General features: G+C 66.2%; 23 protein-coding genes and 1 pseudogene. 9 read left to right on the forward strand and 15 right to left on the reverse strand.

What is annotated here, in order from left to right:
• From AX730_RS10920 to AX730_RS10950, 7 genes and pseudogenes are all read right to left on the reverse strand, one after another.
• A pseudogene (locus AX730_RS10920) lies at positions 1-556 on the reverse strand (hypothetical protein); the annotation flags it as partial.
• A 107-nt stretch (positions 557-663) separates the two neighbouring features.
• Positions 664-1,338 (reverse strand): YggN family protein, encoded by a 675-nt coding sequence (locus AX730_RS10925; protein ID WP_157074203.1) that lies wholly within the window; start codon positions 1,336-1,338, stop codon positions 664-666.
• A gap of 109 nt (positions 1,339-1,447) precedes the next feature.
• A complete protein-coding gene (locus AX730_RS10930; RefSeq protein ID WP_062356156.1) occupies positions 1,448-2,116 on the reverse strand; it encodes a YggN family protein in 669 nt (222 codons plus the stop codon).
• A gap of 55 nt (positions 2,117-2,171) precedes the next feature.
• Positions 2,172-3,170: an ABC transporter permease gene (locus AX730_RS10935; RefSeq protein ID WP_062356158.1), complete on the reverse strand. Its 999-nt coding sequence runs from the start codon at positions 3,168-3,170 to the stop codon at positions 2,172-2,174.
• Positions 3,167-4,042, reverse strand: coding sequence for an ABC transporter ATP-binding protein (locus tag AX730_RS10940; protein ID WP_062356161.1), 876 nt, complete (start codon positions 4,040-4,042; stop codon positions 3,167-3,169). The genes AX730_RS10935 and AX730_RS10940 overlap by 4 nt, the downstream gene beginning before the upstream one ends.
• Positions 4,042-4,404: a GntR family transcriptional regulator gene (locus AX730_RS10945; RefSeq protein WP_062356164.1), complete on the reverse strand. Its 363-nt coding sequence runs from the start codon at positions 4,402-4,404 to the stop codon at positions 4,042-4,044. Before AX730_RS10945 ends, AX730_RS10940 begins: the two co-directional genes overlap by 1 nt.
• 2 nt (positions 4,405-4,406) lie before the next feature.
• Entirely contained in the window at positions 4,407-4,667 is a 261-nt protein-coding gene (locus AX730_RS10950; RefSeq protein WP_062356166.1) for a hypothetical protein, read from the reverse strand.
• 159 nt (positions 4,668-4,826) lie between these two features.
• On the opposite strand from AX730_RS10950, the gene AX730_RS10955 reads away from it, so the two are divergent.
• The 6 genes from AX730_RS10955 to AX730_RS10980 all read left to right on the forward strand — a co-directional run bounded on the left by AX730_RS10955 (position 4,827) and on the right by AX730_RS10980 (position 9,402).
• Positions 4,827-5,366: a glutathione peroxidase gene (locus AX730_RS10955; protein ID WP_062356169.1), complete on the forward strand. Its 540-nt coding sequence runs from the start codon at positions 4,827-4,829 to the stop codon at positions 5,364-5,366.
• An 82-nt stretch (positions 5,367-5,448) separates the two neighbouring features.
• On the forward strand, positions 5,449-6,384 hold the full coding sequence (locus AX730_RS10960) for an FKBP-type peptidyl-prolyl cis-trans isomerase N-terminal domain-containing protein (protein ID WP_062356172.1): 936 nt from the start codon (positions 5,449-5,451) through the stop codon (positions 6,382-6,384).
• A 49-nt stretch (positions 6,385-6,433) separates the two neighbouring features.
• On the forward strand, positions 6,434-7,786 hold the full coding sequence (locus tag AX730_RS10965) for a UDP-glucose dehydrogenase family protein (protein ID WP_062356175.1): 1,353 nt from the start codon (positions 6,434-6,436) through the stop codon (positions 7,784-7,786).
• A gap of 19 nt (positions 7,787-7,805) precedes the next feature.
• On the forward strand, positions 7,806-8,012 hold the full coding sequence (locus AX730_RS10970) for a SlyX family protein (protein WP_062356292.1): 207 nt from the start codon (positions 7,806-7,808) through the stop codon (positions 8,010-8,012).
• 35 nt (positions 8,013-8,047) lie between these two features.
• A complete protein-coding gene (locus AX730_RS10975; protein ID WP_062356178.1) occupies positions 8,048-8,671 on the forward strand; it encodes a DUF2058 domain-containing protein in 624 nt (207 codons plus the stop codon).
• Complete coding sequence (locus AX730_RS10980) at positions 8,665-9,402, forward strand: alpha/beta fold hydrolase (RefSeq protein ID WP_062356180.1); 738 nt, start codon at positions 8,665-8,667, stop codon at positions 9,400-9,402. The genes AX730_RS10975 and AX730_RS10980 overlap by 7 nt, the downstream gene beginning before the upstream one ends.
• On the opposite strand, the gene AX730_RS10985 is transcribed toward AX730_RS10980, so the two are convergent.
• From AX730_RS10985 to AX730_RS11005, 5 genes are all read right to left on the reverse strand, one after another.
• The gene (locus AX730_RS10985; protein WP_083537862.1) at positions 9,383-10,486 is read right to left on the reverse strand and encodes an MFS transporter; all 1,104 of its coding nucleotides are present in this window, start codon (positions 10,484-10,486) and stop codon (positions 9,383-9,385) included. The two genes, AX730_RS10980 and AX730_RS10985, sit on opposite strands and share 20 nt — an antisense overlap.
• A gap of 36 nt (positions 10,487-10,522) precedes the next feature.
• Positions 10,523-11,878 carry an amidohydrolase family protein gene (locus AX730_RS10990; RefSeq protein WP_062356186.1) on the reverse strand — a complete coding sequence of 452 codons (1,356 nt, stop codon included), beginning with the start codon at positions 11,876-11,878 and terminating at the stop codon, positions 10,523-10,525.
• Positions 11,879-11,951: 73 nt separating this feature from the next.
• Positions 11,952-14,639, reverse strand: coding sequence for a methionine synthase (gene metH, locus AX730_RS10995; RefSeq protein ID WP_062356189.1), 2,688 nt, complete (start codon positions 14,637-14,639; stop codon positions 11,952-11,954).
• Positions 14,636-15,721: a homocysteine S-methyltransferase family protein gene (locus tag AX730_RS11000; RefSeq protein WP_062356191.1), complete on the reverse strand. Its 1,086-nt coding sequence runs from the start codon at positions 15,719-15,721 to the stop codon at positions 14,636-14,638. Before AX730_RS11000 ends, metH begins: the two co-directional genes overlap by 4 nt.
• A complete protein-coding gene (locus AX730_RS11005; RefSeq protein ID WP_062356193.1) occupies positions 15,718-16,647 on the reverse strand; it encodes an ArsR/SmtB family transcription factor in 930 nt (309 codons plus the stop codon). Before AX730_RS11005 ends, AX730_RS11000 begins: the two co-directional genes overlap by 4 nt.
• Before the next feature lie 126 nt (positions 16,648-16,773).
• On the opposite strand from AX730_RS11005, the gene AX730_RS11010 reads away from it, so the two are divergent.
• On the forward strand, positions 16,774-17,922 hold the full coding sequence (locus AX730_RS11010) for an acyl-CoA dehydrogenase family protein (RefSeq protein ID WP_062356196.1): 1,149 nt from the start codon (positions 16,774-16,776) through the stop codon (positions 17,920-17,922).
• A gap of 164 nt (positions 17,923-18,086) precedes the next feature.
• Positions 18,087-19,961, forward strand: a complete 1,875-nt coding sequence (locus AX730_RS11015) for a DUF885 domain-containing protein (RefSeq protein WP_062356199.1) — start codon at positions 18,087-18,089, stop codon at positions 19,959-19,961.
• A 61-nt stretch (positions 19,962-20,022) separates the two neighbouring features.
• Here the strand turns inward: AX730_RS11015 and AX730_RS11020 are convergent, their stop codons facing one another.
• On the reverse strand, positions 20,023-20,925 hold the full coding sequence (locus tag AX730_RS11020) for an SDR family oxidoreductase (RefSeq protein ID WP_062356201.1): 903 nt from the start codon (positions 20,923-20,925) through the stop codon (positions 20,023-20,025).
• A 128-nt stretch (positions 20,926-21,053) separates the two neighbouring features.
• Here AX730_RS11020 and AX730_RS11025 point away from each other — a divergent pair, with 128 nt between their 5' ends.
• Complete coding sequence (locus AX730_RS11025) at positions 21,054-21,437, forward strand: winged helix-turn-helix transcriptional regulator (protein ID WP_062356204.1); 384 nt, start codon at positions 21,054-21,056, stop codon at positions 21,435-21,437.
• 54 nt (positions 21,438-21,491) lie between these two features.
• Here the strand turns inward: AX730_RS11025 and AX730_RS11030 are convergent, their stop codons facing one another.
• Both AX730_RS11030 and AX730_RS11035 read right to left on the reverse strand, forming a co-directional pair.
• On the reverse strand, positions 21,492-24,665 hold the full coding sequence (locus AX730_RS11030) for an efflux RND transporter permease subunit (protein WP_062356207.1): 3,174 nt from the start codon (positions 24,663-24,665) through the stop codon (positions 21,492-21,494).
• A 12-nt stretch (positions 24,666-24,677) separates the two neighbouring features.
• Positions 24,678-25,874 (reverse strand): efflux RND transporter periplasmic adaptor subunit, encoded by a 1,197-nt coding sequence (locus tag AX730_RS11035; protein WP_083537863.1) that lies wholly within the window; start codon positions 25,872-25,874, stop codon positions 24,678-24,680.
• Between the last annotated feature and the right edge of the window lie 190 nt (positions 25,875-26,064).

Genomic DNA, 26,064 nt, shown 5'->3' on the forward strand with positions numbered 1-26,064 from the left:
CGGTCGCACCGCGCACGTCCTCGGCTTCCACGTCGCCGGAGCCGATCGACACGACCTTGAGGCTGCCAGCGCCGTGGATGTCGATATCGCCCGAGCCCACCGAGGCGGCGGCCAGTCCGCGAATATTGCGACCGACCGCGTGGCCGGAGCCGACGTCGGCGCTGAATACCGGCGCGCCGGTGACCTCGGCCTCGCCTGAGCCGACTTTCACCTGCACGGGCAGATGGTCCGGCAGGGTCGCCGTCAGGTTCATGTACGCGTAAGTGCTGCCGAACGAGATGCCGCCGAAATTGCCTTCCTGGTACATCCGCACGATCAGCTTGTCGCCGGCGCGGCGTTGCTCGATCTTCAGTCGATCCAGACGCTCAGCGTGGCTGCTGCACGCCCTGCCTTTCATCGCGGCCGGCGCACCGGCGCGCGATTCGACGGTCAGGTCGTGCGGACCGACCTCGAACACCACGGTGCTGGCGTCGCCGATGTCGAGCGCAAGCTGACGCGGCGCCTCGTGCCTGCAGTACCGGTCCCCCGCCAACGTGGGAGCGGACAGCGCCCACAAGGCAAGCAACGGGAGGGGGAACAAGGCGGTGTGCATCCGTAGATCTCCGGAATCGGCTCAGGCGTGGAGCACCGGTCGCAAGCGCCCGGGTACCCGCAGGGGGTGGATCAGCGCGTTGCGAACTCCTGGCGCAGGTCTTGCTCGCAATCTTCGGCCGCGTCCGCGTCCAGCGTGGCATACGGGCGGAATTGCGGAAGGCTGGCGGACAGGCGCTGCTGGGTGTCGCGCAGGGCAGGCAGGCGACGGCAGATCTGCCGCACGCCGGGCTCGACCGTTTCGCGAACGGTCTTCTCGACGCGGCGCTCCAGGCTGCCGGTCATGGCGCCGACCATCAGGCTGAAGAGACCACGGTCGACTGCGTCCAGCGCCGCTTGGGCGCTACGCTCGCCGATATCGATGCCGGTCTTGGCGATCTCGATGACCTGGCCCCGGTAGCGCAGCAGTTCCTGCCGCTGCGTACGGTCGATGGCGACGGGCTTGCCTTCGATCAGGAAGTCGCCCTGCGGGGTGATTTCCGCCTTCGGCAAGGGGTGATCTTCATCTGAACTGCGCTTGCCGGATTTGCCGAACTGCAGGTTGCTGCCCAGGGCCAGGTTGCCGGTCTCAAGCTTGCGGCGGGCGGCGGCCAGTTCCGTGCGCACGTCGTGGCGCGCATCGGCCAGGTCCGCGCTGATGTCGCTATCGACGCGGGTGTTTTTCGCGCCCGCAGGTTGCGCGGCCAGCGTCAGCAGGCTGGCCAGCATCAGCGGTATCAGGACGTGTGGGATACGCGTGGCAGGCATGTCCGGTTCCTTGCAAGTGAGAAGCTCGGTGGTCGTGGATGGCATGACGGCGGCAGGCGGAGCCCAGCGCGTGACAGCCATGACGGTATTGCCGGGGTGGCGCGGAACCTCAGAAGGTCCAGTTGCCGTCGCCGTTCGCATCGCCACAGTCGTCCACGTCGGACTGGTCCATGGTGGCGTAGGGCGTGAACTCGGGCAGGGCGGTCGCCAGCGCCTGCTGGGCCGACAGCAGGCCGGGCAGGCGTGTGCACAGCTGGGCGACCATCGGCTTGATCTTGGCCTTGGCCTGCTCGCCGACCTGCTTGCCGATCTCGTCGCCGGACTGGCCGGACAGCATGCCCTTCAGGGCGGAAGCAGCGGCATCGATACCGACGCGCGCTCCTTCCATGCCGATCGCCATGCCGTCGCCTACCACGTTCAGCAACTCGCCGCGGTAGGCCAGCACCAGCGCTTTCTGCTCCGGTGTGGTGGGGATGGATTTGCCTTCGATCAGCAATTCGCCGGCCGGTGTGATTTCCGCCTTCGGTAGCGATTCGCTTTTGTTGCGGTTGAGGGAAATGCTCTCGCGTGCCAGGCGGTCGCGTGCCGCGGCGATTTCCTGGCGCGCCTTTTCCATTTCCTGGCTGGCGTCGCCCAGGCCGTTGGCGACTTCGTCCAGCGCCTTGGCGGCGATGCCGGAGGGGGCTTTGTCCTGTGGGTCCTGCGCCGGTTGGCAGGCCGCCAGCAGCAGTGCGGCGGCTACACAGGTGCCGCGGACGAGAAAAGCAGTCTTGCGCATGGGATGTCCTCGATATCGGGCGGAAAAGGCGGCGTGCGGGACGCCGCCGGGAGGATTACTCGCTCTCGCGCCAGCGGCGCAGGTAGATCGCGCCGACGATCAGCGCCACGCCGATTGCCGCACCGATCCACAGGTCGGCGGTGGCGAACGCCTGCCAGCTGCGGGTCAGGTCAATGGCGTTGGCTAGGTCGTCCGGGCTGTTGATGCCATCGTTCGGCGTGATGGCGCCTCCCGGCAGGGTGGGGAACCAGGCGCCCGGGATGACGCTCGCCAGGCCGCGATAGACCACCGTGTACCAGATCAGGTCGTGGCGGATTTCCAGGCCGGGCAGGATGTCGGTCATGCTGATGATCACGCAGGGCAGCACCGGCACCAGCACCGCCCACAGGAACGGCTTGCTGCGCGACCAGGCCGAGCAGAACATCAACCAGCCGATCGCAGGCAGCGCCCACAGCATGTAGACCGGGAGCGAGGCGATGACACCGCCGATGATGCGCAGCGGGTGCGAATGGGTGAACACTGCGGTACCGGCAGGCAGGCCGTTGACGGTGATGGTCAGCGCCGAGATCAGCCACATGGCCAGGCCGATCAGGATGCCAACGCCGATCGCCAGCAGCGGCGCCAGCACCAGCGCCCATGCCAGCTTCGACAGCACCATGTGGGTGTCGGACACCGGCAATGACTTCCAGAACAGCACGCTGCGGTCGCGGCGGTCGTCGTACAGGGTGCCCAGGGCGTAGAAGAAGACCACGAAGGCCAGCACCACGCAGGCCAGGATGACGCCCCCCAGCAACATGCCGTCACCGACGCCGCCGAGGATCTGATGCGCCTTCTCGGGCGCTTCCTCGATGCTGAAGCCACCATCGCTCATCTTGCCGCGTGCGGCGATGCTGCCGATCACGGCCAGGATCAGGTTCAACACCACGAAGATGCCGCCGGTGATGACCGGCGCCCAGAAGAAGCCGCCGCGGTTCTCCCAGAATTCGCGCTTCAGCAGCCACGTGAACGCGCCCGGTTTGGAGGATTTGCCCAACGTCGAAGTCACGGCGTTCATGCGTAGGTTCCTTTCATGATGGCGACGAACAGGTCGGCCAGGCCTGGGGTGCGGGTTTCGCCGAGGGCGGCGAGGTGTCCTTTCGGTACGCCGTCGAACAGCAGCACGGTCTTGCCGAAGGGCAGGGCGCGCTCGTCGATGGGTTTGAGGGCACGCGCCTGGTCGATGGCATCGCCGCTGACCAGCACCTCGGTGTAGCGCTCTGCCACGTCTTCCATCGGCGAAGTCAGCACGATCTTGCCGTCGCGGATGAACATCACGTCGGTGAGGATGTGCTCGATCTCCTCGACCTGGTGGGTGGTGACGATGATGGTCTTCTGCTCATCGAAGTAGTCCTCCAGCAGGCGCTGGTAGAACTGCTTGCGATAGAGGATGTCCAGGCCCAGGGTGGGTTCGTCGAGCACCAGCAGCTTGGCGTCGATCGCCATCACCAATGCCAGATGCAGCTGCACGATCATGCCCTTGGACATCTCGCGCACGCGCAGGTTGGGCTTGAGCTGGGTGTTGGCGATGAAGCGCTCGCACTTGGCGCGGTCGAAGCGCGGATGGACGCCGGCGACGAAGTCGATGGCCTCCTTCACCTTGATCCAGCGCGGGAGTACCGCGACGTCGGCGATGAAGCAGACATCCTTCATCAGTTCGTCGCGGTCCTTGCGCGGATCCAGGCCCAGCACCGACAACTGGCCCTCGAACGGCGTCAGGCCGAGGATGGCTTTCAGCGCGGTGGTCTTGCCGGCCCCGTTGGGACCGATCAGGCCGATGATCTTGCCCGCTTCGATCTCGAAGCTGGTGTCGTCCAGCGCAAGCTTGTTCTTGTAGGCCTTGCGCAGGCCGCGGGCCGACACCACGGCGTTGGCGATTGCAGCATTCATCACTTGATCCCCTTGGATTGCAGCAACTCTTCGATGGACAGGCCCAGGCGCTCGATGCGCTCGGCGACCGCGGGCCATTCTTCGGTCAGGAACCGCTCGCGCTCGCTGCCACGCAGCTTCCTGGCGGCTTCGTCGGTGACGAACATGCCCAGGCCGCGGCGCTTCTCGACCAGCGCTTCATCCGCCAGCTCCTGATAGGCGCGCGACACGGTAATCGGATTGAGCTGGTACTCGGCCGCCACCTGGCGGACCGACGGCAGCGCGTCGCCCGGCTTCAGGATGCCGTCCAGCATCATGGCGATCACACGATCCTTCAATTGACGGTAGATGGGAGCACCGTCGCTCCATTGGATGGGCGCCATGGTCAGCTCCTCGGACGCAGGGATTGGCCGAAGGAGAAGTACGGCATGGCCAGCGATGCGCGGGCACGGCGCTTGTGCTGGCTCGTCGCCGGGGCGCGGTCGTCGCCGGTGATCTCACCGACGTCGGATTCCAGCGCGCCCACCAGCGCGGCGGACTCCGCCTCTGCCGTGCGGGCGCCGGACAGGCCCGCCAGCGTGCCAGCCGTCAGCAACAGGCCGCCGACGGCCAGGCTGGGCAGGATGTGGGTCAGTTTCTGCTTCATGGCATCTCCCCGTGAGTTGGGTGAGTGGTGTTGTATTCAACTATAACACCAAAACACAGGGCGTCAACTGCCTCGCGAGGTTTTGTCACCCAACTGAAGGCATACTTGTCATGTTCGTACTAGTGGGGTCCCAGCGTGAAGTTCAACTCATTGAAAATCATGGCGTTAATCGGGTTGCTGGGGCTGTCGGCCGCGGCGTTGGCTGCCGGTTTGCTCGATGTCGCGTACCGCCCGCTGGCCGGCAAATCGCCAGTGAACCTGAAGAAGGCGTACGCGGGGCAGGTGCTGTTGGTGGTGAACACCGCCAGCAAGTGCGGCTACACACCGCAGTACGAGGGGCTAGAAGCGCTGCACCAGCGCTATGCCGGGCAGGGGTTCGCCGTGCTCGGCTTTCCGTCCAATGACTTCAAGGGCCAGGAACCGGGGAGCGAGAAAGACATCCAGGAGTTCTGCACGCTGACCTACGGCGTGAAGTTCCCGATGTTCGAAAAAGTGGTGGTGACGGGCAGCGACGCCACGCCGCTCTACAAATCGTTGACCCGATCCACCGGCACCGCACCGGGCTGGAACTTCCACAAGTACTTGATCGGTCGCGATGGCCGCGTGGTCGCGAATTTTCCCAGCAAGGTCAAGCCTGACGATCCGGCCGTCGTCGAGGCCATCGAGCGCGAACTGAAAAAGCCGCGTGCCGCGCACTGATGCGGTGCCTTCGCAGGTGGCCGGCGTGCAACAATATCGGTTTGGCGCCGCCACCGCGGCGCGGGTTCCAGGAGCAGGAAGGATGAAGCGGTCGGTCCGCGGCGCAGCCGTAGTGTTGGCAATCTCGTTTTCGATGTTGGGAGGCAGCGTGGCTGCACAGGAAAAAACCGCGCTGGTCTCCGAGCGTGACAAGGTCAGCTACGCCATCGGCGTGGACGTGGGCAATTCGCTGCAGCCGGTCGGTCCTTTCATGGACGCGGCGGCGTTCCAGCGCGCCATCGCCGACACCTTCGCCGGCAAGCCGAAGACGATGTCCGAACAGGAAGCGCAGGCCACCGACCAGTTGCTGCGCCTCAATCTGGCCGTGGCTGACGGCCAGCCGATCCCCGGCATGCCGCCGGGCAGCACGCCGCCGCCGGTGGACAAGGCCAAGGTGGGTGTGTTCCTGGGTAGCTACGTGATCGGCCCTTCGTTGCTGCCGTTCAAGGACGAGGTCGATGTCGCGGTGCTCACGCAGGCCGTCAAGGCGATCGCCACCAAGACCGGCACGCCGCTGCTGACGGTGGAACAGGCACAGGCCGAAATGCAGGCCTACATGGCGAAGCGCCAGGCCGGTGCCGCGCAGCGCAACCGTGACGAGGGTGCCGCGTTCCTGGCCGCCAACAAGGTCAAGCCAGGCGTGGTGACCACGCCGTCCGGCCTGCAGTACACGGTGTTGCGCGCAGGCAATGGCCAGCGCCCGATGTCCAGCAGCCGCGTGCGTGTCAATTACGAAGGCAAGCTGCTCAACGGCGACGTCTTCGACAGCTCGTACGCGCGTGGCGAGCCGGCCGAGTTCGGCCTGAACCAGGTGATCGCCGGCTGGACCGAAGGCGTGGCGCTGATGCCCGTCGGTGCGAAGTACCGCTTCTGGATCCCGTCCAATCTGGCCTACGGTCCGAATGGTGCGCCGGGTGGCAAGATCGGCCCCGACTCGACGTTGACCTTCGACGTCGAGCTGATGGGTGTCCTGCAGTAAATCGAATCACCGTATTCAGCACTGAACTTTCATTGATGGAACTGCGCTGATGCGTGTAGCGATCTTCGGTACGGGATATGTGGGACTGGTCACCGGCACCTGCCTTGCCGAGGTGGGCCACGACGTGGTCTGCGTGGACATCGATCCGGCCAAGGTCGAGGGATTGAACCGTGGCGTTGTGCCGATCTACGAGCCCGGCCTGTCGCCGATGGTGAAGGCGAACCACGAGGCCGGGCGGCTTCGCTTCACCACCGATGCCGTCGACGGCATCGCACATGGTGAAGTGGTCTTCATCGCCGTCGGCACACCGCCGGATGAGGATGGCAGCGCCGATCTCCAGTACGTGTTGGCGGTGGCGCGGACGATCGGTCGCCACCTCGATCGTCCCTGCACGGTGGTCAACAAGTCCACGGTGCCGGTCGGAACGGCCGATAAAGTCCGTGCCGCCATCGAAGAGGAACTGGCTTCGCGCGGCGTGGATGTCGCGTTCGACGTCGTCTCCAATCCCGAGTTCCTGAAAGAGGGCGACGCGGTCAGCGATTGCATGCGGCCGGACCGCATCGTGGTCGGCGCGTCGAGCCCGCAAGCGGTGGAAAAGCTGCGTCGGCTGTATGCGCCGTTCAACCGCAACCACGAACGCATCGTGGTGATGGACGTGCGATCGGCGGAGCTGACCAAGTACGCCGCCAATGCGATGCTGGCCACGAAGATCAGCTTCATGAACGAGATCGCCAACATCGCCGAGCGCGTGGGCGCGGACGTGGAACACGTTCGCCAGGGCATCGGTTCGGATCCTCGCATCGGCTGGCACTTCATCTATCCAGGCGCCGGCTACGGCGGCTCCTGTTTCCCGAAGGACGTGCAGGCGCTGGCGCGCACGGCGCAGCAGTATGGCTACGCGCCAGAACTGCTGCAGGCCGTGGAAGACGTGAACGAGCGCCAGAAGGGCCATCTGTTCGAACTCATCCAGCGCCACTACGACCGTGGCGAAGACGAAGGCGTGCGTGGCAAGACCTTCGCCGTCTGGGGACTGTCGTTCAAGCCCAATACCGACGACATGCGCGAAGCGAGCAGCCGCCGGTTGCTCGCCGAACTGTGGCAGGCCGGCGCGCAGGTGCGCGCGTACGATCCCGAAGCACGCGACGAGGCCGCCCGCATCTTCGGCGAGCGTGATGACCTGGTGCTGTGCGATGACGCGCGCGTGGCGATCGACGGCGCCGACGCTCTGGTGGTGGTGACCGAGTGGAAGCAGTTCCGCAGCCCCGACTTCGCGCGCCTGCGCGAGACGCTGTCCGATGCGGTGATCTTCGACGGGCGCAACCTGTACGATCCCGGCGAAGTGGAAGCCGCCGGCATCGCTTATTACGGCATCGGGCGCGGGAGATCCGTACGTGCAGGCTGATCTTCCGCTGCAGGGCGACATGCTAGAACGTCGCCTGGTGGAGCTGGAAACCCGGCTGGCGTTCCAGGAGCATTCGCTCGGTGAAATGAGCGAAGCACTCGCGGATGCGCGTGCAGAGAACCAGCGCACCTCGCTGCTGCTGCGCCACATGGTGGAAGAATTGGGCAAGGTGCGTACCTCGCTGTTCGAGGATCCCGCCAACGAACCGCCGCCCCCGCATTATTGATACGCTTGGGGCACAGTAGTCCCCACGAACGACCGATGACCGATTCACTTCGCGACCAGTTGCTGGGCCTGGGCTTCAAGCCCGCGCCCAAACCCGAGCGCAAACCCGAGCGCCGCCCCGATCCGCGTCGCGATGCCCACAAGCCGGCAGGCAAGGGCGGTGCGCATCCGAAACCGGGGCAGGGCGGCAAGCCTCGTACGCCGCACGGCGCGAACAAGCCGAGGCGCAGCCAGGAAGACATCGACCTCGCCAAGGCCTACGCCATCCGCGCCCAGCGCGAGAAGGACGAGCGCATCGAAGCCGAGCGGGTGAAACAGGAAGAGGCACGTGTGCGCCGCGAGGCCAAGGCGAAGCTCGAAACCTTCCTCAAGGACAAGTCGCTGAACCATGCCGACGCCGACATCGCGCGGCATTTCCCCTATGGCGGCAAGATCAAGCGCATCTACGTCAACGCGGAACAGCTCAAGGCGCTGAACGCCGGTGAGCTCGGCGTGGTGCAGCAGAACGGGCGCTACCTGCTGGTGACCTCGGCGGTGCTCGCCGAAGCGGAATCCATCTTCGCGCCGGCCGTCGCGCTGAAGGTGGATCCTGATGCGCCGGCAGAAGCCGATCCCTACGCCGATCCGCAATACCAGGTGCCCGACGACCTGGTGTGGTGACGACGCCCACCCGGCCGCGGATCTGCCTGTTGCCGGGCCTCGATGGAACGGGCCGCCTCTACGCTCCGCTGATCGCCGCATTGGCCGACACCGCGGACATCGATGTGCTGGCGTACGACAGCACGTGTTTCGAAAGCTATGCCGCCTTGGCCGACATGCTGCAGCCCGCGGTCGAGCGTCACGACGATATCGTGCTGGTGGCGGAGTCCTTCGCCGGTCCCCTGGGAGTCCTGTTGGCGCACCGGCATCCACGGCGCGTCCGTGCGCTGGTGATGGCGGCGAGCTTCGTACGCTCGCCGCTGCCGTTCAGCCGTATCGGCGCGCTGCTCGTTCAGCGGATGCCGGCCGTCGCGCCGCCGCTGTTCGCGCTGGAGCACGTGCTCGCAGGCAGCGGCTTGCCGGCGCCGTTGCGCGCCGAGTTCGAGGCGATCATCGCCACCCTGCCGCGCGCCGTCCTGCGCCAGCGCGCCCTGGCGGCGCTGCGTGCGGATGTGACGAAGGAACTGGCGGCCCTGGAGATCCCGGTACTGTACCTGCAGGCCAGGCACGACCGGCTCATCTGGCCGAAGGCAGGGCGCGAAGTCATCCGCTTGTCCCGCAATGCCCGTCATGCGGTGATCGACGCACCGCACTTCCTTTTCCAGATGGCGCCGTTGCCGGCGGCGGCCGAAATTGCCCGGTGGCTGGACGGGCTGAGGGGGGCGCGCGTGGCTAGGCGGCTTCGCCGCTGATGCGCCACAGCTGGCCCGCGAGCAGGGCGCCGCACACGCCGCCGACGCCGGACGACAGGCCATAGAAGACGCCCTGTCCGTGGCCGTTCATGCGTCCGGGGAAGAAGCGCACGAGCAGTTGCATCGCGGCGGCGAAGAACGCGCCGAAGTTCAGCGCATGGGTCAGCTGGGCGAGCACCATCACCGGGGCGTTGTCGGGGAAGAGCGCGGTGACCAGCCAGCGCACCGAGGCGCTGAGCAGGGCCAGCAACAGCACGCGGCTGGCGTCCCAGCGCCGGAAGATGCGGCTGGAGAGGAAGAACACGCCGATCTCCGCCAGCACGCCGACGGTCCAGAGCACGCCCTGTGTCGCGGTCGGATAGCCGTGTTCGGAGAGGTAGATCGAGAAGAACGTGTAGAACGGGCCGAACGATATCTGGGTCAGGAACGCCGCGACGAAGAAGGCGATCACCTGCGGTTGCCGCAGCCGCGCGCGAAAACCGCCGTCCGCATCGTGTGCCGGCAGGCTCGGGTCGTGCGCGTACCGGTTCAGCAGGGCGGATCCCAGCACGCCCGCCAGCACCGGCAGCATCAGCCACGGCAGCGCGCCCACGCCGAGCCGCCGCTCGTCGATCAACCAGCCGAACGAGGCCACCACCACGATGAAGCCGATCGATCCCCATACACGGATCAGACCGTAGCGGTCACTGCGCGCACCGAGGTGCGACATCGTGATCGACTCGAACTGCGGCATTACCGCGTTGTAGGCGAAGCAGAAGCCCAGCATCACGGCGAACAGGCCGGCATGTTCGAGGGGCAGCAGGAACAGGGCGAAGCACCCTACCGCCAGTGCACAGCCCGCGTGCAGCCAACGGATGGGATGGACGGAACGCGCCGCCAGCGTGGTCCACAGGCTCGGCGACACGATGCGCGTGGCGTACCACAGGCTCATCAGTACGCTGATGGCGGCCACGCCGAGGCCGCGGGATTCGAGATAGAGGCTCCAGTACGGCGTGAAGGCGCCCAGCGCGGCGTAGTAGAAGAAATAGAAGCTGGACAGGCGCGCCGCCGGATACGGTGCCATCGCGGGAGGAGCGGGATTCATGTCAGCGTCGGTGCGGATTGCGTTCCAGGGTGGCGATCATGGTGCGTGCGTGGCGTCCGATGGGCCATCGGAGACCTGACGGCCCGCCTGCCAGACGGCATGGATGCGGCGTGTATTGAGGATGTCCTGCAGCGGGTCCGCATCCAGTACCACCAGGTCGGCGCGCAGGCCGTCCGCCACGCGGCCACGATCTTCGAGACGTTGCAGCCGTGCGGCTTCCCCGGTCGCCGTGGTGAGCGCCTGTGCCGGCGTGAACCCCGCCTGCGTCATCAGCTCCAGCTCGCGATGCTCGGCGAAGCCGATCACGCGCTGCGGCATGGCGCCGGAGTCCGTGCCGAAGCCGATGGCGACACCGGCTTCATGCAGGATGCGCAGGTTGCGCAGGTTCGTTTCCACCGCCTTGCGTGCGCCGGGAATGTTGGCGCCCGCCAGTTGCTGCGGTGCCCACTGCGGGTCGAGCCAGCGTGCCGCCACCTGGTCCGGCAGCGCGTTGCGCAGGAACGGCGTCTGCAGCCATGCGGGATGCTCGGCGTAGAGGTAGTTGGCTTCATCGATGTTGACCGTGGGGATGTACCACGTGCCCCGTGCCTTCATCGCCTGTACCAGCCCCGGTGCAACGGTTTCGTCGCGGATACCGTGCGCGATGATGTCCACACCGGCGTCCACCAGGCCGCCGGCCTGTGCCTGGTCGTGGATGTGCGCCGCCACGCGCAGGCCGTTGCGATGCGCCTCGTCGATGGCGGCCCGGTAGATCTCCGGTGTCATCATTGGAAAGCGGCCGCCCAGGTCGTCGACCCACAGCTTGATCAGGTCCACGCCGGCGTCCTTCTGCGCGCGTACCGCCTTGCGCGCCTCGTCAGCGGTGGCAGGTCGCGCGACCGGATCGTCGGACAGGCCCATGATCTGCGCCGGAGGCGCGCCGGCCACGGCGCCGATGCCGGCACCGGCGCCATACAGCTGCGCGCCGAGCGTGGGATCGTTCCGGACTTCGGCACGGATCGCGGCGAACGCCTCGCCGTTCATGCCGAGCGACGTCACCGTGGTCACGCCGTAGCGCTGGAACTGGCGCAGGTCGCGCACGACGATGTCGCGCGTGTAGAAACGGTCGCCGTGTTCCAGTCCTTGCGTGTTGCCGACGTGGGAGTGGTTGCTGACCATCCCGGGGATGACGTGCTTGCCGGTGTAGTCGATGCGGCGCGCCGTGCGTCGTTGTGTCTCGCTGGTCTTGCCGACCTGGAGGATGCGGTCGCCCTGCAGCACCACGTCGACGATGCCAAGATCCCGATGGCCATCGAAGACGCGCGCATTCTCCAGGATCACCGTATCGGACGCGGAGGCGGGCAGTGCGACCAGGCTGGCGACCAGGCCCAGCAGAAGCGTTCGGTGGCGCATGGCGTTTCCATCGGTGGGGGACGCCAGCTTAGTCCCCGTGCCATGGCACTGCCATCCTGCGAACGTCGCGGACCTACTCGGGGTCGTAGTCCAGGTTGGACGCCAGCCAGCGTTCCGCCTGCGCCAGGTCCACGCCCTTGCGCTTGGCGTAGTCCGCGGCCTGCTCCTTCGATACGCGGCCGACCACGAAGTACTGGCTCTGCGGATGGCTGAAGTAGTAGCCGGACACCGCCGCCGTGGGCAGCATCGCGAAGCTCTCCGTCAGCGACATGCCGGCGCGGGATCCCGCGTCGAGCAGACGGAACAGCGTGCCTTTCTCGCTGTGCTCCGGACAGGCCGGATAGCCGGGCGCGGGGCGGATGCCGACGTACTTCTCGGCGATCAATGCCTCGTTGTCGAGGGACTCTTCCGCCACGTAGCCCCAGTATTGCTTGCGCACGCGCTGGTGGAGGCGTTCCGCGAGCGCTTCGGCCAGACGGTCGGCCAGGGCCTTCAGCAGGATGGCGTTGTAGTCGTCGTGGTCGGCCTCGAAACGGGCCACGTGCGCGTCGATGCCGATGCCGGCGGTGACGGCGAACATGCCCATCCAGTCCTGCCTGCCGGAATCCTTCGGCGCGATGAAGTCCGCCAGGCAGAAATCCGGGCGCTCGACCGGCTTGTCGACCTGCTGGCGCAGGAAGTGCAGGCGCTCACTGCGCCCGTCGACCTGCAGCTCGACGTCGTCGCCGATGCTGTTGGCCGGCCACAGACCGAACACCGCCTTGGCGGTCAGCCACCTCTCCTCGACGATCTTCGCCAGCATCGCCCGCGCATCGCGGTAGAGCTCGCTGGCCTGGGGACCGACGACCTCGTCGGTCAGGATCGCCGGGTGCTTGCCGAACAGCTCCCAGGCGTTGAAGAACGGCGTCCAGTCGATGCAGTCGATCAACTCGGCGAGCGGATAGTCGTCAAAGACATGGATACCGGGCTGGCGCGGTACGGGCGGCACATAGTCGGCCCAGCCGCCATCGAACCGCTGGCCGCGCGCCTTTTCCAGTGAGACCAGCCGCTTGGCGTCGCCGCGGTTCTTGTGGCGTTCGCGGATCTCGGCGTAGTCGGCGTCGTTGGCGGCGACGAAGGCGGCGCGCATGTCGCGCGAGATCAGCGACTGGGCGACGCCGACGGCACGCGAGGCATCCTTCACCCACACCGTCGGCGCAGTGTAGTGCGGGTCGATCTTCAGCGCGGTGTGCGCGCGCGAGGTGGTCGCGCCGCCGATCAGCAGCGGCATCTCGAACCCCTGCCGCTGCATCTCGCGTGCCACGTGGGTCATTTCTTCCAGCGACGGCGTGATCAGGCCCGACAGGCCTATCAGGTCCGCATTCTCGGCGCGCGCCGTATCCAGGATTTTCTGCGTGGGCACCATCACGCCCAGGTCCACGACGTCGAAGTTGTTGCAGGCCAGCACCACGCCGACGATGTTCTTGCCGATGTCGTGCACGTCGCCCTTGACCGTGGCCATGACGATCTTGCCGTTCGACTTGCCTACGTCGCCGGTGCGCAGCTTTTCTTCCTCGATGAAGGGCAACAGGTAGGCCACGGCCTTCTTCATCACGCGGGCCGATTTCACTACCTGTGGCAGGAACATCTTGCCGGCGCCGAACAGGTCGCCCACCACGTTCATGCCGTCCATCAGCGGGCCTTCGATCACGTCCAGCGGGCGCGTCGCCTGCTGGCGGGCCTCCTCGGTGTCCTGGTCGACGAAGGCATCCATGCCGTGCACCAGCGCATGCGCCAGGCGTTCGCGTACCGGCTTCTCGCGCCATGCGAGGTTCTCGACCGGCGCTTCGCCCTTCTTGCCCTTGTAGCGGTCGGCGATCTCCAGCAGCCGTTCGGTGGAATCCTTGCGGCGGTTGAGGATGACGTCCTCAACGCGCTCCCGCAGGTCGGCGTCCAGATCGTCGTAGACCGGCAGACCGCCGGCATTGACGATGCCCATGTCCATGCCGGCCTGGATGGCGTGGTACAGGAACACGGAGTGGATCGCGGCGCGCACGGGCTCGTTGCCGCGGAACGAGAACGACACGTTCGACACGCCGCCCGATACATGGCAGTGCGGCAGCGTCTGCTTGATGATCCGCGTGGCCTCGATGAAGTCGACGGCGTAGTTGTCGTGCTCCTCGATGCCGGTGGCGACGGCGAAGATGTTCGGGTCGAAGATGATGTCTTCGGGCGGAAAGCCGACCTCGTCGATGAGGATGCGGTACGCACGCGTGCAGATCTCGACCTTGCGCGCGCAGGTATCCGCCTGGCCAGTTTCGTCGAAGGCCATGACCACCGCGGCCGCGCCATAGCGCAGGACCTTGCGGGCATGGTCGATGAACGCTTCTTCGCCTTCCTTCAGCGAGATCGAGTTGACCACGCCCTTGCCCTGCAGGCACTTCAGGCCGGCCTCGATCACGCTCCACTTGGACGAGTCGACCATCACCGGGATGCGGGCGATGTCGGGTTCGGACGCGATCAGGTTGAGGAAGCGGTCCATCGCCTTTTCGGAATCGATCAGGCCCTCGTCCATGTTGACGTCGAGGATCTGCGCGCCGCTGGCGACCTGCTGGCGCGCGACCTCGACGGCTTCCTCGTAGCGCTCTTCCTTGATCAGCTTGCGGAATTGCGCGCTGCCGGTGACGTTGGTGCGCTCGCCGACGTTGACGAACAACAGGTCCGGCGTGATGACCAGCGGCTCCAGCCCGGACAGGCGCGTGTGGCGCGTGGGCGTGCTCATGCGGCCTGCTCCAGGTTCGCCGGCAGCCTGCGTGGCGGGATGCCCGCGACGGCCTCGGCGATCGCCTTGATGTGCGGAGGCGTGGTGCCGCAGCAGCCGCCCACGAGGTTCAGCAGGCCGGACTGCGCGAACTCCTTCAGCGTGGCCGCCATCTCTTCGGGCGTCTCGTCGTACTCGCCGAAGGCATTGGGCAGGCCAGCGTTGGGATGCGCGCTGACGTAGGCGTCCGCGATCGTCGCCAGCGTCTCGACGTGTTCGCGCAGGTCCTTCGCGCCCAGTGCGCAGTTCAAGCCGATCGACAGCGGACGGCTGTGCGCGACCGAGGTGTAGAACGCTTCGGCGGTCTGGCCCGACAGCGTGCGGCCGGAGGCATCGGTGATCGTGCCGGAGATCATGACCGGCAGTCGTCCGCCTCGCGCATCGAAGACCTCCTCGATCGCATACAGCGCCGCCTTGGCGTTGAGCGTGTCGAAGATGGTCTCGACCATCAGCGTGTCGGCGCCGCCGTCGATCAGACCCTCGATGGCCTCCCGGTACGTGGCCCGCAGCTCGTCGAAGTTGGTGTTTCGATAGCCCGGATCGTTGACGTCGGGACTGATCGAGGCGGTGCGGCTGGTTGGCCCCAGCACGCCGATGACGAAGCGGGGTTTGTCCGGTGTCCCGGCTTCGGCGATGTCGCAGCAGTCGCGCGCAACGCGTGCCCCGGCCTTGTTCAGTTCGTACACCAGGTGTTCGAGGTGATAGTCCGCCTGGCTGATCGAGGTGGCATTGAAGGTATTGGTTTCGATCAGGTCGGCGCCCGCATCCAGGTAGGCGCTGTGCACACCGGCGATGACCTCCGGCTTGGTCAACAGCAGCAGATCGTTGTTGCCCTTGAGGTCGTGGTCGCAGCCGGGGCCGTGTTCGTGCGTGTGCTCGGCATCGCAGCCGTCGATGAAGCGCTGGCCGCGGTAGTCCGATTCCTGCAGGCCGTGGCGCTGGATCATCGTGCCCATGGCGCCGTCGATGATCAGGATGCGTTGCTCCAGTGCGTCGGCGAGCAGCCTGGCGCGTGCCGGGTTGAGCCAGGGGAGCGTCTTCATGGCTTCACCGCCGTCAGCGAAAGGACTTCGAAGTGGGGAGGCCGGCGCTCGCGGGTAACCGTCTCGGCGTTGGCGATGTCCAGCCCCGCCTTCTCGGCGAACTTGCGCAGTTCCTTCTCCGAGAAGCCGAGGTTCACATGGCCATAGGCGTCCACGACCGACTTGTGCTCGTGCTTACCCAGGCTGCTGAGCAGCAGGCGCCCGCCGCGACGCAGGACGCGTGCCGCCTCCGCGACGGCCTGGGCAGGCTTGGCGGAATAGGTGAGCGCATGCATCAGCACGACCAGGTCGAAGCTGCCGTCCTTGAAGGGCAACGCATGCATGTCGCCTTCGCGGACTTCCACGTTGGGGAAACGGCGCAGGCGCTCGCCGGCCGCCGCGACCACGCGCGTGCTGGTGTCGATGCAGACGTAGCGCTTGGCATGGGGCGAGAGCAGTTCGGCGAGCACGCCGTCGCCGGAGGCGATGTCGAGCACGTCGCCGGTTTCCAGCAAGGGCAGGGCAGTTCGGGCCAGCGCTTCCCAGGTGCGTCCCGGTGAATAGTGGCGCTCCATGTCGCCGGCGACGCTGTCGGCCCAGTTCTGATCCGCCGCACGGTTGGCCAGCACGGCCGCGACGCGTTCGGCATCCTGCCGCAGCAGTGGGTCGTCGCTGCCATCGCGCAGGCTGCGCCACAGCTCGCGCTGCACGGAGTCCAGATTGTCCTCGTCGAAGCGGTAGTACGCCGAGACGCCCGCGCGCCGGTCGCGGGCCAGGCCGGCTTCCTTGAGCTTGGCCAGGTGCGTCGATACGCGCGGCTGCGCCAGCTGGGTGATCGCCGACAGTTCGGCAACCGTCAGCTCCTCGCGCGCCAGCAGCGCCAGCAGGCGCACACGGGTGGCGTCGGCGAACACTTTCAGCCGGGTCGACCAGGCCTCCAGATCCATAAATATCTTCCTATCGCGATATAGAGATATTTTGAAGACTGGACCCGGCCGCGGTCAACCCATGGCATACGCCCGCGGATGGTCGCGGGTTACAATTGGTATCTAACAAGCCAGTCGAGGGTACCCGTGGATTTCGCATTCACAGAAGAGCAGTTGATGATCCAGGACGTCGCACGCCGGATCGCGCAGGAGAAGATCGGCCCGAGCGCCGAACACCACGACCGTAACGGCGAGTTTCCGCTGGAGAACATCCGCCTGCTGGGCGAGAACGGGCTGATGGGCATCGAGGTGCCGGCCGAATACGGTGGCGCAGGCATGGATCCCATCGCCTACGTGCTGGCCATGATCGAGATCGCCGCCGCGGACGCCGCCCACTCCACCATCGTGTCGGTGAACAACTCGCTGTTCTGCAACGGCATCCTCAAGTTCGGCACCGAAGAACAGAAGCAGCTCTACGTGCGTGCCATCGCCGAGGGGCGCGAGATCGGTGCGTTCGCCCTGACTGAACCACAGTCGGGTTCCGACGCCACCGCGATGCGCTGCCGCGCCGTGAAGCAGGCCGACGGCAGCTTCATCATCAACGGCAAGAAGAGCTGGATCACCTCCGGCCCGGTCGCCAGGTACATCGTGCTGTTCGCGATGAGCGAGCCGGACAAGGGCGCGCGCGGCATCACCGCCTTCATGATCGATACCGAGAAGGCCGGCTTCCACCGCGGCAAGACCGAGCCGAAGCTGGGCATCCGTGCCTCGGCCACCTGCGAGATCGAGTTCACCGATTACGTGGCCCCTGCCGAGGACGTGCTGGGCAGCGAAGGCGAGGGGTTCAAGATTGCCATGAGCGTGCTGGACGCCGGCCGCATCGGCATCGCCTCGCAGGCCATCGGCATCGCCCGCGCCGCCTACGAGGCGACCATCGCCTACGTGAAGGAGCGCAAGGCGTTCGGTGCGCCGATCGGTACGTTCCAGATGACCCAGGCCAAGATCGCCGACATGAAATGCAAGCTGGACGCGGCCACGCTGCTGACCCTGCGTGCCGCGTGGGTGAAGGGCCAGGACCAGCGTTTCAGCAACGAGGCGGCCATCGCCAAGCTGACCGCCTCGGAAGCGGCCATGTGGATCGCCCACCAGGCGCTGCAGATCCACGGCGGCATGGGGTACTCGAAGGAAATGCCGATCGAGCGCTACTTCCGTGACGCCAAGATCACCGAGATCTACGAGGGCACCAGCGAGATCCAGCGCCTGGTCATCGCCCGCAACGAGACCGGCCTGCGCTGAGTCCGCTGCCATGCCGAGGAAGAACGCCGCCGCGAGGCGGCGTTTTTCGTTCCGGGACACCGGTATCCCGACCCCCGTCTTTGGTCATGGGACCGCAGGGGCGGCGGTCCGCTAGAGTGGCCCGATGCGGGGGTTCGTCCCCCGTTTTCCTCCTGGAGACCCCGATGCGCAAAACCCTGATCGTCTGTGCCCTCACGCTGGCCCTGGCCGCCTGCGACAAGGGCAACGCCCCCGCCAGCGCGGCCGCCGATGCCGTGGCCCCGGTGGCGTCCGCCGCCGATATCGCCGCCGAGAGCAAGCGGTTGAACGAGTGGTTCGAGAAGAAGTACGAGGAGCAGCTGAAGTTCAGCCCCATCCAGCTGACCTTCCAGGGCCGCAAGGACCTGTACGACCAGGTGGACGACATGTCCGAGCAGGCGCAGCGCGACCAGGTCGCGTGGCAGCAGGCCAGCGTCGAGGAAATGGAGAAGACGTTCGCCTACGCCAAGCTCGACGACGAGACCAAGTTCTCGTACGACCTGTGGAAGCTGCAGTACGAGAACGCGCGCGACGGTCTGCCGTTCCTGCAGGATGGCTATGCGTTCGACCAGATGAACGGCGCGCAGGGCTTCTGGCCGACCTTCCTGATCAGCTTCCACAAGGTCGACGAGGAGTCGGACTACACCGCCTACATCGCCCGCCTCAAGGCGACCCAGCGTGCGTTCGACCAGTTGCTGGAGCGCGCCCGCGCGTCGGCCGGGCAGGGCATCCGTCCGCCCAAGTTCGCCTATGAAGGCGTGATCGACCAGGCGAAGAAGGTCGTCGCCGGTGCGCCGTTCTCGGCGGGCAAGGATTCGGCGATCTGGGCCGACGCCCAGGCCAAGGCCGATGCGCTGGTGAAAGCGGGCAAAATCGACGCCGCCCGCGCCACCGCGCTGAAGGACGAAGCGCGCAAGGCGCTGCTCGAGCAGTTCAAGCCCGCCTACGACGGCGTGATCGCGTGGAGCGAGGAAGAGCTGCCGAAGGCCGCCGTCAATGCGACGGGCGTGGGCGCCACCCACAAGAACGGCAAGGCGTACTACGAGTACCAGCTGCGCCAGATGACCACCACCGGCATGACGGCCGAGGAGATCCATGCGCTGGGGCTGAAGGAAGTCGAGCGCATCAAGGGAGAGATGACCGCGCTGAAGGACAAGGTCGGCTTCAAGGGCGACCTGGATGCGTTCTTCACCTTCATCGACACCGACAAGCAGTTCAAGTACCCCAACACCGACGCCGGCCGCCAGGCCTACATCGACGACGCCACACGCGCCATCGACAACATCAAGAAGGTGCTGCCCGAGTACTTCGGCCTGTTGCCGAAGGCCGACCTGGTGGTCAAGCGCGTCGAACCGTTCCGCGAGCAGGACGGCGCCGCGCAGCACTACTTCCCGGGTACGCCGGATGGTGCGCGCCCGGGCGTGTACTACGCGCACCTGTCGGACATGAACGCCATGCCGAAGCCGGAGCTGGAGGTCATCGCATACCACGAGGGCCTGCCGGGCCACCACATGCAGATCTCGATTGCGCAGGAGCTGACCGGCGTGCCGAAGTTCCGCACGCAGTACGGCGTGACCGCGTATGCGGAAGGCTGGGGCCTGTATTCGGAATGGCTGGCGAAGGAAATGCCCGGCACCTACCAGGACCCGTACTCCGAGTTCGGTCGACTGAGTTCGGAAATGTGGCGCGCGATCCGCCTGGTGGTGGATACCGGCCTGCATGCCAAGGGGTGGACCGAACAGCAGGCGGTGGAGTACTTCGACGACAACAGCGCCGTGCCGCGTGCGGCGATCGAGTCGGAGATCAAGCGCTACCTGATCATGCCGGGCCAGGCCACGGCCTACAAGATCGGCATGATCAAGATCCAGGAGCTGCGCAAGAAGGCCGAGACCGAACTGGGCGACAAGTTCGACATCAAGGGCTTCCACGACACTGTGCTGGGCGGCGGCGCACTGCCGCTGACCCTGCTCGAGCGTCGCGTCGACCAATGGATCGCGAAGGAGAAGGCCAAGCAGGCCTGATTCCCCAACGCCGCTTGGTACCAGGAACCCCGGCCTTGCGCCGGGGTTCTTCTTTTGCGGCTTAGTGCGCCGTCGTCACCCGTTCGAGGTTGGCGGGCAGCCATGCGTCCAGCGCGGTCGGCGACTGGCCGGTCAGCTGGACGTAGTCGTCTGTGACTTCACCGAGATCGCCGGCGGCGGTCGCAACGTCGAACGACGCGAACACGTCGGCGAGGACCGGCGGAAAACCGTGCGCGCGCAGCCCTTCGACCTGCTGTGCCGGCGTGATGTCGACCACCGACAGCGGCTTGCCGGTCAGGGTGGACACGCGCGCCGCGATGTCGCGTGCGCTGTAAGCCTGCGCGCCGGTGAGGGTCAGGGTGCGGTTCGTCGTGTTGCCGGACGCCAGTGCGACCGCGGCGGCACGGGCCAGGTCGTCGCGGGCGATGTAGGCGATGCGTCCGTCCCCGGATGCGCTGGCCCATTCGCCGGACGCCAGCGCACCCGGCAGCGTGTAGGCCAGGTTCTCGAAGTACCAGGCGTTGCGCAGCACGGTCCACGTGAGCGGCGAGGTGGACAGCGCCCGTTCCGTGCCCAAGTGGTCCGGTGCGAAGGACACGTGCGAGGTATCGGCGGATGGCAGCGAGGTGTAGACGACATGCGGCACACCGGCCTCGACCGCGGCCTGCACGGCGGCGCGATGCTGGGCCAGCCGCTTGCCGGGTTCTATCAGCGCGTCGGTGCTGACCAGCAGCAGGCGGTCGGCACCCGCAAACGCGGCCGCCAGCGTGTCGGGCTGATCGAAGTCAGCAGCCCGGACGGTGACGCCACGCGCGGCGAGATCCGCCAGCGCGTCCGGGTTGCGGGAGGTGGCGATGAGGCGCTCCGCCGGGAACTGCAGGGTGTCCAGCAGGTGGCGGACGACGGCGCCCCCCAACTGTCCGGAGGCGCCGGTGACCAGCAGGGTGGGGAGAGGGGTGTCCATGGTGGCTCCTGTTTGGTAACGGAAAAGATGTTGGTTACCTTATGGTAGTAATGGCTGCCGCGCCCGCAAGCAGGGAGCCTCGAGTAACCCGGTTACCGCACGGTAACCATGCTCCTCTGGACATCACCATGACGCTGCATCGCCAATCCCTGATCCTCACCGAGAACTGCCCGATCCGCGACGTGCTGGACCGCCTGGGCGACCGCTGGACCGTGCTGGTGCTGCATGAACTGGTCACCGGCACCTTGCGTTTCACCGAACTGCGCAAGCGCATCGCGGACATCTCTCCCCGGATGCTGGCGCAGACGTTGCGGCAACTGGAGCAGGACGGCCTGGTGCGGCGCGAGGTGTTCCCGACCGTGCCGCCCCGCGTGGACTACACGTTGACGTCGCTGGGTCTGTCGTTCTTCGAGCGCGTGGAAATGCTGGCCCAGTGGGCTGCGGATCATCACGATGAAGTCCGCGCCGCGCGCAAGGCCTACGTGGCACCGGCCGCCAACGCGCCAAAATGATCGGCAAAGAAAAAGCCCCGGCATGGCCGGGGCTTGGGGTTTCCACCTTGCCGCTCAGCGTCCGTGCGCGGGTTCGCCATCCTCTGCAGGCGCGACATCACCCGCCTCCTTGCGGTCATGCGCATGGTCGCGTGCCAGGTAGAGGTAGAACGCCGGCAGCACGAACAGCGTGAACATGGTGCCGATGGTCATGCCCGAGGCGATCACTACGCCCATCGAGAAGCGCGATGCCGCACCCGGGCCACTGGCGATCAGCAGCGGGATCATCGCGAACACCAGCGCGGCGGTCGTCATCAGCACGGGGCGCAGGCGGATCGCGGCGGCTTCCTCGATCGCTTCACGCTTGGACAGGCCGCGCTCCATCTGCAGCTTGTTGGCGAACTCCACGATCAGGATGCCGTGCTTGGAGATCACGCCGACCAGCGTGACCAGGCCTACCTGGGTGTAGATGTTGATGCTCATGCCCGGGAAGGCTTCGATGCCCGAGAACTGGAGCACCTGCGACACCAGGGACAGGACATTCAGCGTCAACAGGGCGCCACAGATCGCCATCGGCACGGTCAGCAGCATGATCAGCGCGTCGCGGAAGCTCTCGAACTGTGCCGCCAACACCAGGAAGATCACGATCAGCGCCAGCGCCAGCGTGACCAGCATCGCCGCGCCTTCCTGCTTGAACTGGCGCGACTCGCCGGCGTAATCGACCGAATAGCCCTGCGGCAGCACCTCCTTCGCCGCCTGGTCGAGGATCGCCAGCGCTTCACCCTTGGTGACGCCTGGACGGGGCGCGAAGGTGATGGCCACGGCGTTGAGCTGCTGGAACCGCTTCAGCGATTGCGGCTGCGCACTTTCCTTCAGCGTCACCAGGGTCGACAGCGGGATCAGCTGGCCGTCGCGGGTACGCGTGTAGTAGTTCTCCAGGTCGCTGGCGTTGAGGCGATCGCTGCGCTGCACCTGCGGGATCACCAGGTACGAGCGGTTCTGCATGGCGAAACGGTTGATGTAACCCCCCGACAGCATGGCGGCCATGTCGGCGGCCAGCGTCCGCATGTCGATGCCGAGGGTGGCGGCCTTCTCGCGGTCGATGTTGACCTCGATGCGCGGCTTGTCGATCTTCAGGTCCTTGTCCAGGAAGATGAAGCGCTTGCTCTTCCGCGCCTTCATCAGGATCTGGTCGGCCAGTTCGGCCAACTGGCTCAACTCGCCCACGCCGCCGACGACGAACTCGCCGCCGCCGCCGTCGCCACCGGCGCTCGGCAGCGAAGGCGGTACCAGCGCGAAGATGTTCAGACCGCTGACCTGGCCCATCTTCGGCTGCAGTTCCTGCTGCAGCACCGCGTTGGTCGAACGGTCGCGTTCGCTCCACGGCTTCAGTACGAAGCCAGCCATCGCACTGGGGCTGGCGCCGCCGCCGCTGCCACCAAAGCCGCCATTGAACAGGAAGTAGTCCTGCACTTCCGGCACGCCCTTGGCGATTGCGGTGACCTCTTCGGTGTAGCGTTCCACGTAGTCCAGCGTGGAGTAGGGATCGGCGCTGGCGACGGAGAAGATGAAACCCTCGTCCTCCAGCGGTGCCGGTTCCTTCGGCGCGGACATGTACAGGAACGCGCACGACACCAGCACGAGGATGCCGAACACGCCGACGACCGATTTGGTTTCCATCGTCCCGTGCAGGCGGCGCTGGTAGCCCGCATTGAGCTTCTCGAAGCGCTCGTCCAGCCACTTTTCCAGCTTGCCCTTGCCGCCGTCGCTATGCGGCTTGAGGATCTTGGCGCACATCATCGGCGTCAGCGTCAGCGCGATCACGCCCGACAGCAGCACCGAACCGGCGAGGGTGAAGGCGAACTCGGTGAACAGCACGCCGGTCATGCCGCCCTGGAAGCCGATGGGCAGGTAGACGGCCACCAGGGTGGTGGTCATGGCGACCACCGGCCACGCCAGTTCGCGCGCACCGCGGATCGCCGCGTCGTGTGGCGACATGCCTTCCTCGATATGCCGGTGGATGTTCTCCAGCACGATGATGGCGTCGTCCACCACGATGCCGATCGCCAGCACCATCGCCAGCAGGGTCAGCAGGTTGATGGTGAAGCCCATCAGCAGCATCAGGAACAGCGCGCCCACCAGCGACAGCGGCACCGTCACCGCCGGGATCAGCACGCTGCGCAGCGAACCGAGGAACAGGAAGATCACCACGATCACGATGACCACGGCTTCCACAATGGTGCTGACCACCTCGTCGATGGCGTCCTGGATCTGCTCGGTGCTGTCGTAGGGAATCGTGGCCTTGATGCCTTCCGGCAGCTGCGGGACGATCTCGCCGTCCCACATCGCGCGGACCTTCTTGATGACGTCCAGCGAGTTGGCGTCCGGGGCCACGAAGATGCCCATGAACGTCGCGGCTTCGCCGTTGATGCGCACCGACGTGCCGTAACTTTCCGAACCCAGCTGCACATCGGCCACGTCGCCAAGGCGGACGATGGCGCCGTTCTGTTCGCGGATGATCAACTGGCGGAACTCGTCGGCGCTGCGCAGGTCGGTGCGCGCCGTCATGTCGATGGCGACCATCTGACCCTTGGTCGAACCCACCGCCGCCAGTACGTTGTTGGACGAAAGCGCGGTCGACACATCGCTGGCCGTCACCCGCAGGGCCGTCATCCGGTCCGGCTTCAGCCAGACGCGCATCGCGAAGGTACCGGCGCCGAGGATGTCGGCACGCTGCACGCCGGACACCGTGACCAGCTTGGGCTGCACCACGCGGGTCAGGTAGTCGGTGATCTGGTTGTTGTCCAGGGTATCGCTGGCGAACGACACGTACATCGCCGCGATCTGCTGGCCCTGCTGCAGGTCGATCACCGGGGCCTGGGACTCGGGCGGCAACTGGCCGCGCATCTTGTTGACCTTGGCGGCGATCTGCGTGAGCGCCTCGTTCGCATCCTGATCCAGCTGGATGTACGCCTGGATGATGCTGATGCCTGCGGAACTGGTCGAGGTCAGGTACTCGATGCCCTCCGCACTGGCGATCTCGCGTTCCAGCGGCGTGGTGATGAAGCCCTGGATCAGGTCGGCGTCCGCACCGTAGTACGTAGTGCTGATGTTGACGACGGCATTGCGCAGTTCGGGGTACTGCCGCACGTTCAATTCGGTGAACGAGCGCAGGCCGAACAGCAGGATGAAGAGGCTGACGACGATCGCCAGCACCGGTTTGTTGATGAAGATGTCAGTGAATTTCATGCCGTCGCTCCGTCAACGGTTTTCGGGCTTGGGCTGGGCCTCGGTCACCGGCTGCACCTTGTTGTTGATCGTCACCTCGGCATCGTTGCGCAGCTTCAGCAGGCCGCTGGTGGCGACGCGCTCGCCGGGTTTCAGGCCTTCGGTGACCGCGATGAGGTCGCCACGGGTGGCGCCGGTCTTCACGAAACGCTGGCGCACGATCAGCTTCTTGCCGGTCAGGGCGTTGCCCTGCATGTCCTTCTCGCCCTCGGCGCGCTGGACTTCCTGGATCACGTACACCGCGTTGCCGTACGGGTTGAAGCTGATCGCCGTCTGCGGCACCACCACGACCTTGCGCGCGTCCCCGGTGTCGAAGCCGACGTGGGCGAACGCGCCGGGACGCAGGTTGTATTCGCCGTTGGCCAGCGTCGCCTGCACCTTGAAGTTTCGCGTGGCCGGGTCGACCTGCGGCTCCACCGCGGTGACTTCGCCTTCGAATACCCGGCCGGGCAGGGCATCGACGGTCGCGCGGATCTTCGCCCCCGGCAGTACCTGGCCCACGCGCTGCTCGGGCAGGGCGAAGTCGAGGTAGATCGGGTCCAGCGACTGCAGGCTGACGATGGGGTCGCCCGGATTGAGGTACTGGCCCAGGTTGACCTTGCGGATGCCCAGCACGCCGTCGAACGGTGCGCGGATGGTCTTCTGCGCGATCAGGGCGCGCTGCGCCTCCACCTGCGCCAGCGAGGTGGCCGCCACCGTGGAGCGCTCCTCGGCTTCGGCCTGCGACACCAGCTTGTCGCGCGCCAGTGCCTGCCAGCGGTCGCGTTGCACCGACGCCAGCCTGGACGAGGCTTCCAGTGATTTCAGTACGGCCAGCTCGTTGGCGGTGTTGAGTTGCGCGAGCACGGTGCCGGCCTTGACCGGCTTGCCGACATCGATGGACAGGCTGCGCACCACGCCGCCGGCCTCGGTGGTGACCTCGGTGCCGTTGATCGCCACGAACGTACCGACGGCCTGTTGCGCGTCGATCCATTCTTGCTGCTTGGCGGTCCAGTCGGTGACGGCCGCCGCGGGCTGCGGCATGTTGTCGAAGAACTCGTTCGTCTTGGCGCTGAATCCTCCTTTGACAATGAACACGCCGCCAAACACGACGGCGACACCTATCAGCATCAGGATCATGCGCAAGGCGGTGGAGGGCTTTTTCCGTGCGAGGGGGTCTTTCCGTGTCATGGTCGGGTCGTCTTCAATGCGGGGATTCGGGAGAGCGGCGAGCGGGCGGCGGCAGGCTCGACACGATGGCGCACGGGATTATCAGGGTTTGAGACGCATGCCAGAAGTGGGTTTCGGCCCTTGCGCGGACGTGAAGTCGGTGCGCACTCGGCAATCCGGATGCGAGCTATGGCGAAACGGCTGTTACGTG

Origin of the sequence: Pseudoxanthomonas mexicana (assembly GCF_001556105.1) — a bacterium.
GTDB lineage: Bacteria > Pseudomonadota > Gammaproteobacteria > Xanthomonadales > Xanthomonadaceae > Pseudoxanthomonas_A > Pseudoxanthomonas_A mexicana_A.

What these genes read in the sequence shown, in the direction of transcription:
- AX730_RS10925 (WP_157074203.1), bottom strand. Translation starts at nt 1,338, where the DNA reads ATGCCTGCCACGCGTATCCCACACGTCCTGATACCGCTGATGCTGGCC.
- AX730_RS10930 (WP_062356156.1), bottom strand. Translation starts at nt 2,116, where the DNA reads ATGCGCAAGACTGCTTTTCTCGTCCGCGGCACCTGTGTAGCCGCCGCA.
- AX730_RS10935 (WP_062356158.1), bottom strand. Translation starts at nt 3,170, where the DNA reads ATGAACGCCGTGACTTCGACGTTGGGCAAATCCTCCAAACCGGGCGCG.
- AX730_RS10940 (WP_062356161.1), bottom strand. Translation starts at nt 4,042, where the DNA reads ATGAATGCTGCAATCGCCAACGCCGTGGTGTCGGCCCGCGGCCTGCGC.
- AX730_RS10945 (WP_062356164.1), bottom strand. Translation starts at nt 4,404, where the DNA reads ATGGCGCCCATCCAATGGAGCGACGGTGCTCCCATCTACCGTCAATTG.
- AX730_RS10950 (WP_062356166.1), bottom strand. Translation starts at nt 4,667, where the DNA reads ATGAAGCAGAAACTGACCCACATCCTGCCCAGCCTGGCCGTCGGCGGC.
- AX730_RS10955 (WP_062356169.1), top strand. Translation starts at nt 4,827, where the DNA reads ATGGCGTTAATCGGGTTGCTGGGGCTGTCGGCCGCGGCGTTGGCTGCC.
- AX730_RS10960 (WP_062356172.1), top strand. Translation starts at nt 5,449, where the DNA reads ATGAAGCGGTCGGTCCGCGGCGCAGCCGTAGTGTTGGCAATCTCGTTT.
- AX730_RS10965 (WP_062356175.1), top strand. Translation starts at nt 6,434, where the DNA reads ATGCGTGTAGCGATCTTCGGTACGGGATATGTGGGACTGGTCACCGGC.
- AX730_RS10970 (WP_062356292.1), top strand. Translation starts at nt 7,806, where the DNA reads ATGCTAGAACGTCGCCTGGTGGAGCTGGAAACCCGGCTGGCGTTCCAG.
- AX730_RS10975 (WP_062356178.1), top strand. Translation starts at nt 8,048, where the DNA reads ATGACCGATTCACTTCGCGACCAGTTGCTGGGCCTGGGCTTCAAGCCC.
- AX730_RS10985 (WP_083537862.1), bottom strand. Translation starts at nt 10,486, where the DNA reads ATGAATCCCGCTCCTCCCGCGATGGCACCGTATCCGGCGGCGCGCCTG.
- AX730_RS10990 (WP_062356186.1), bottom strand. Translation starts at nt 11,878, where the DNA reads ATGCGCCACCGAACGCTTCTGCTGGGCCTGGTCGCCAGCCTGGTCGCA.
- metH (WP_062356189.1), bottom strand. Translation starts at nt 14,639, where the DNA reads ATGAGCACGCCCACGCGCCACACGCGCCTGTCCGGGCTGGAGCCGCTG.
- AX730_RS11000 (WP_062356191.1), bottom strand. Translation starts at nt 15,721, where the DNA reads ATGAAGACGCTCCCCTGGCTCAACCCGGCACGCGCCAGGCTGCTCGCC.
- AX730_RS11005 (WP_062356193.1), bottom strand. Translation starts at nt 16,647, where the DNA reads ATGGATCTGGAGGCCTGGTCGACCCGGCTGAAAGTGTTCGCCGACGCC.
- AX730_RS11015 (WP_062356199.1), top strand. Translation starts at nt 18,087, where the DNA reads ATGCGCAAAACCCTGATCGTCTGTGCCCTCACGCTGGCCCTGGCCGCC.
- AX730_RS11020 (WP_062356201.1), bottom strand. Translation starts at nt 20,925, where the DNA reads ATGGACACCCCTCTCCCCACCCTGCTGGTCACCGGCGCCTCCGGACAG.
- AX730_RS11025 (WP_062356204.1), top strand. Translation starts at nt 21,054, where the DNA reads ATGACGCTGCATCGCCAATCCCTGATCCTCACCGAGAACTGCCCGATC.
- AX730_RS11030 (WP_062356207.1), bottom strand. Translation starts at nt 24,665, where the DNA reads ATGAAATTCACTGACATCTTCATCAACAAACCGGTGCTGGCGATCGTC.
- AX730_RS11035 (WP_083537863.1), bottom strand. Translation starts at nt 25,874, where the DNA reads ATGACACGGAAAGACCCCCTCGCACGGAAAAAGCCCTCCACCGCCTTG.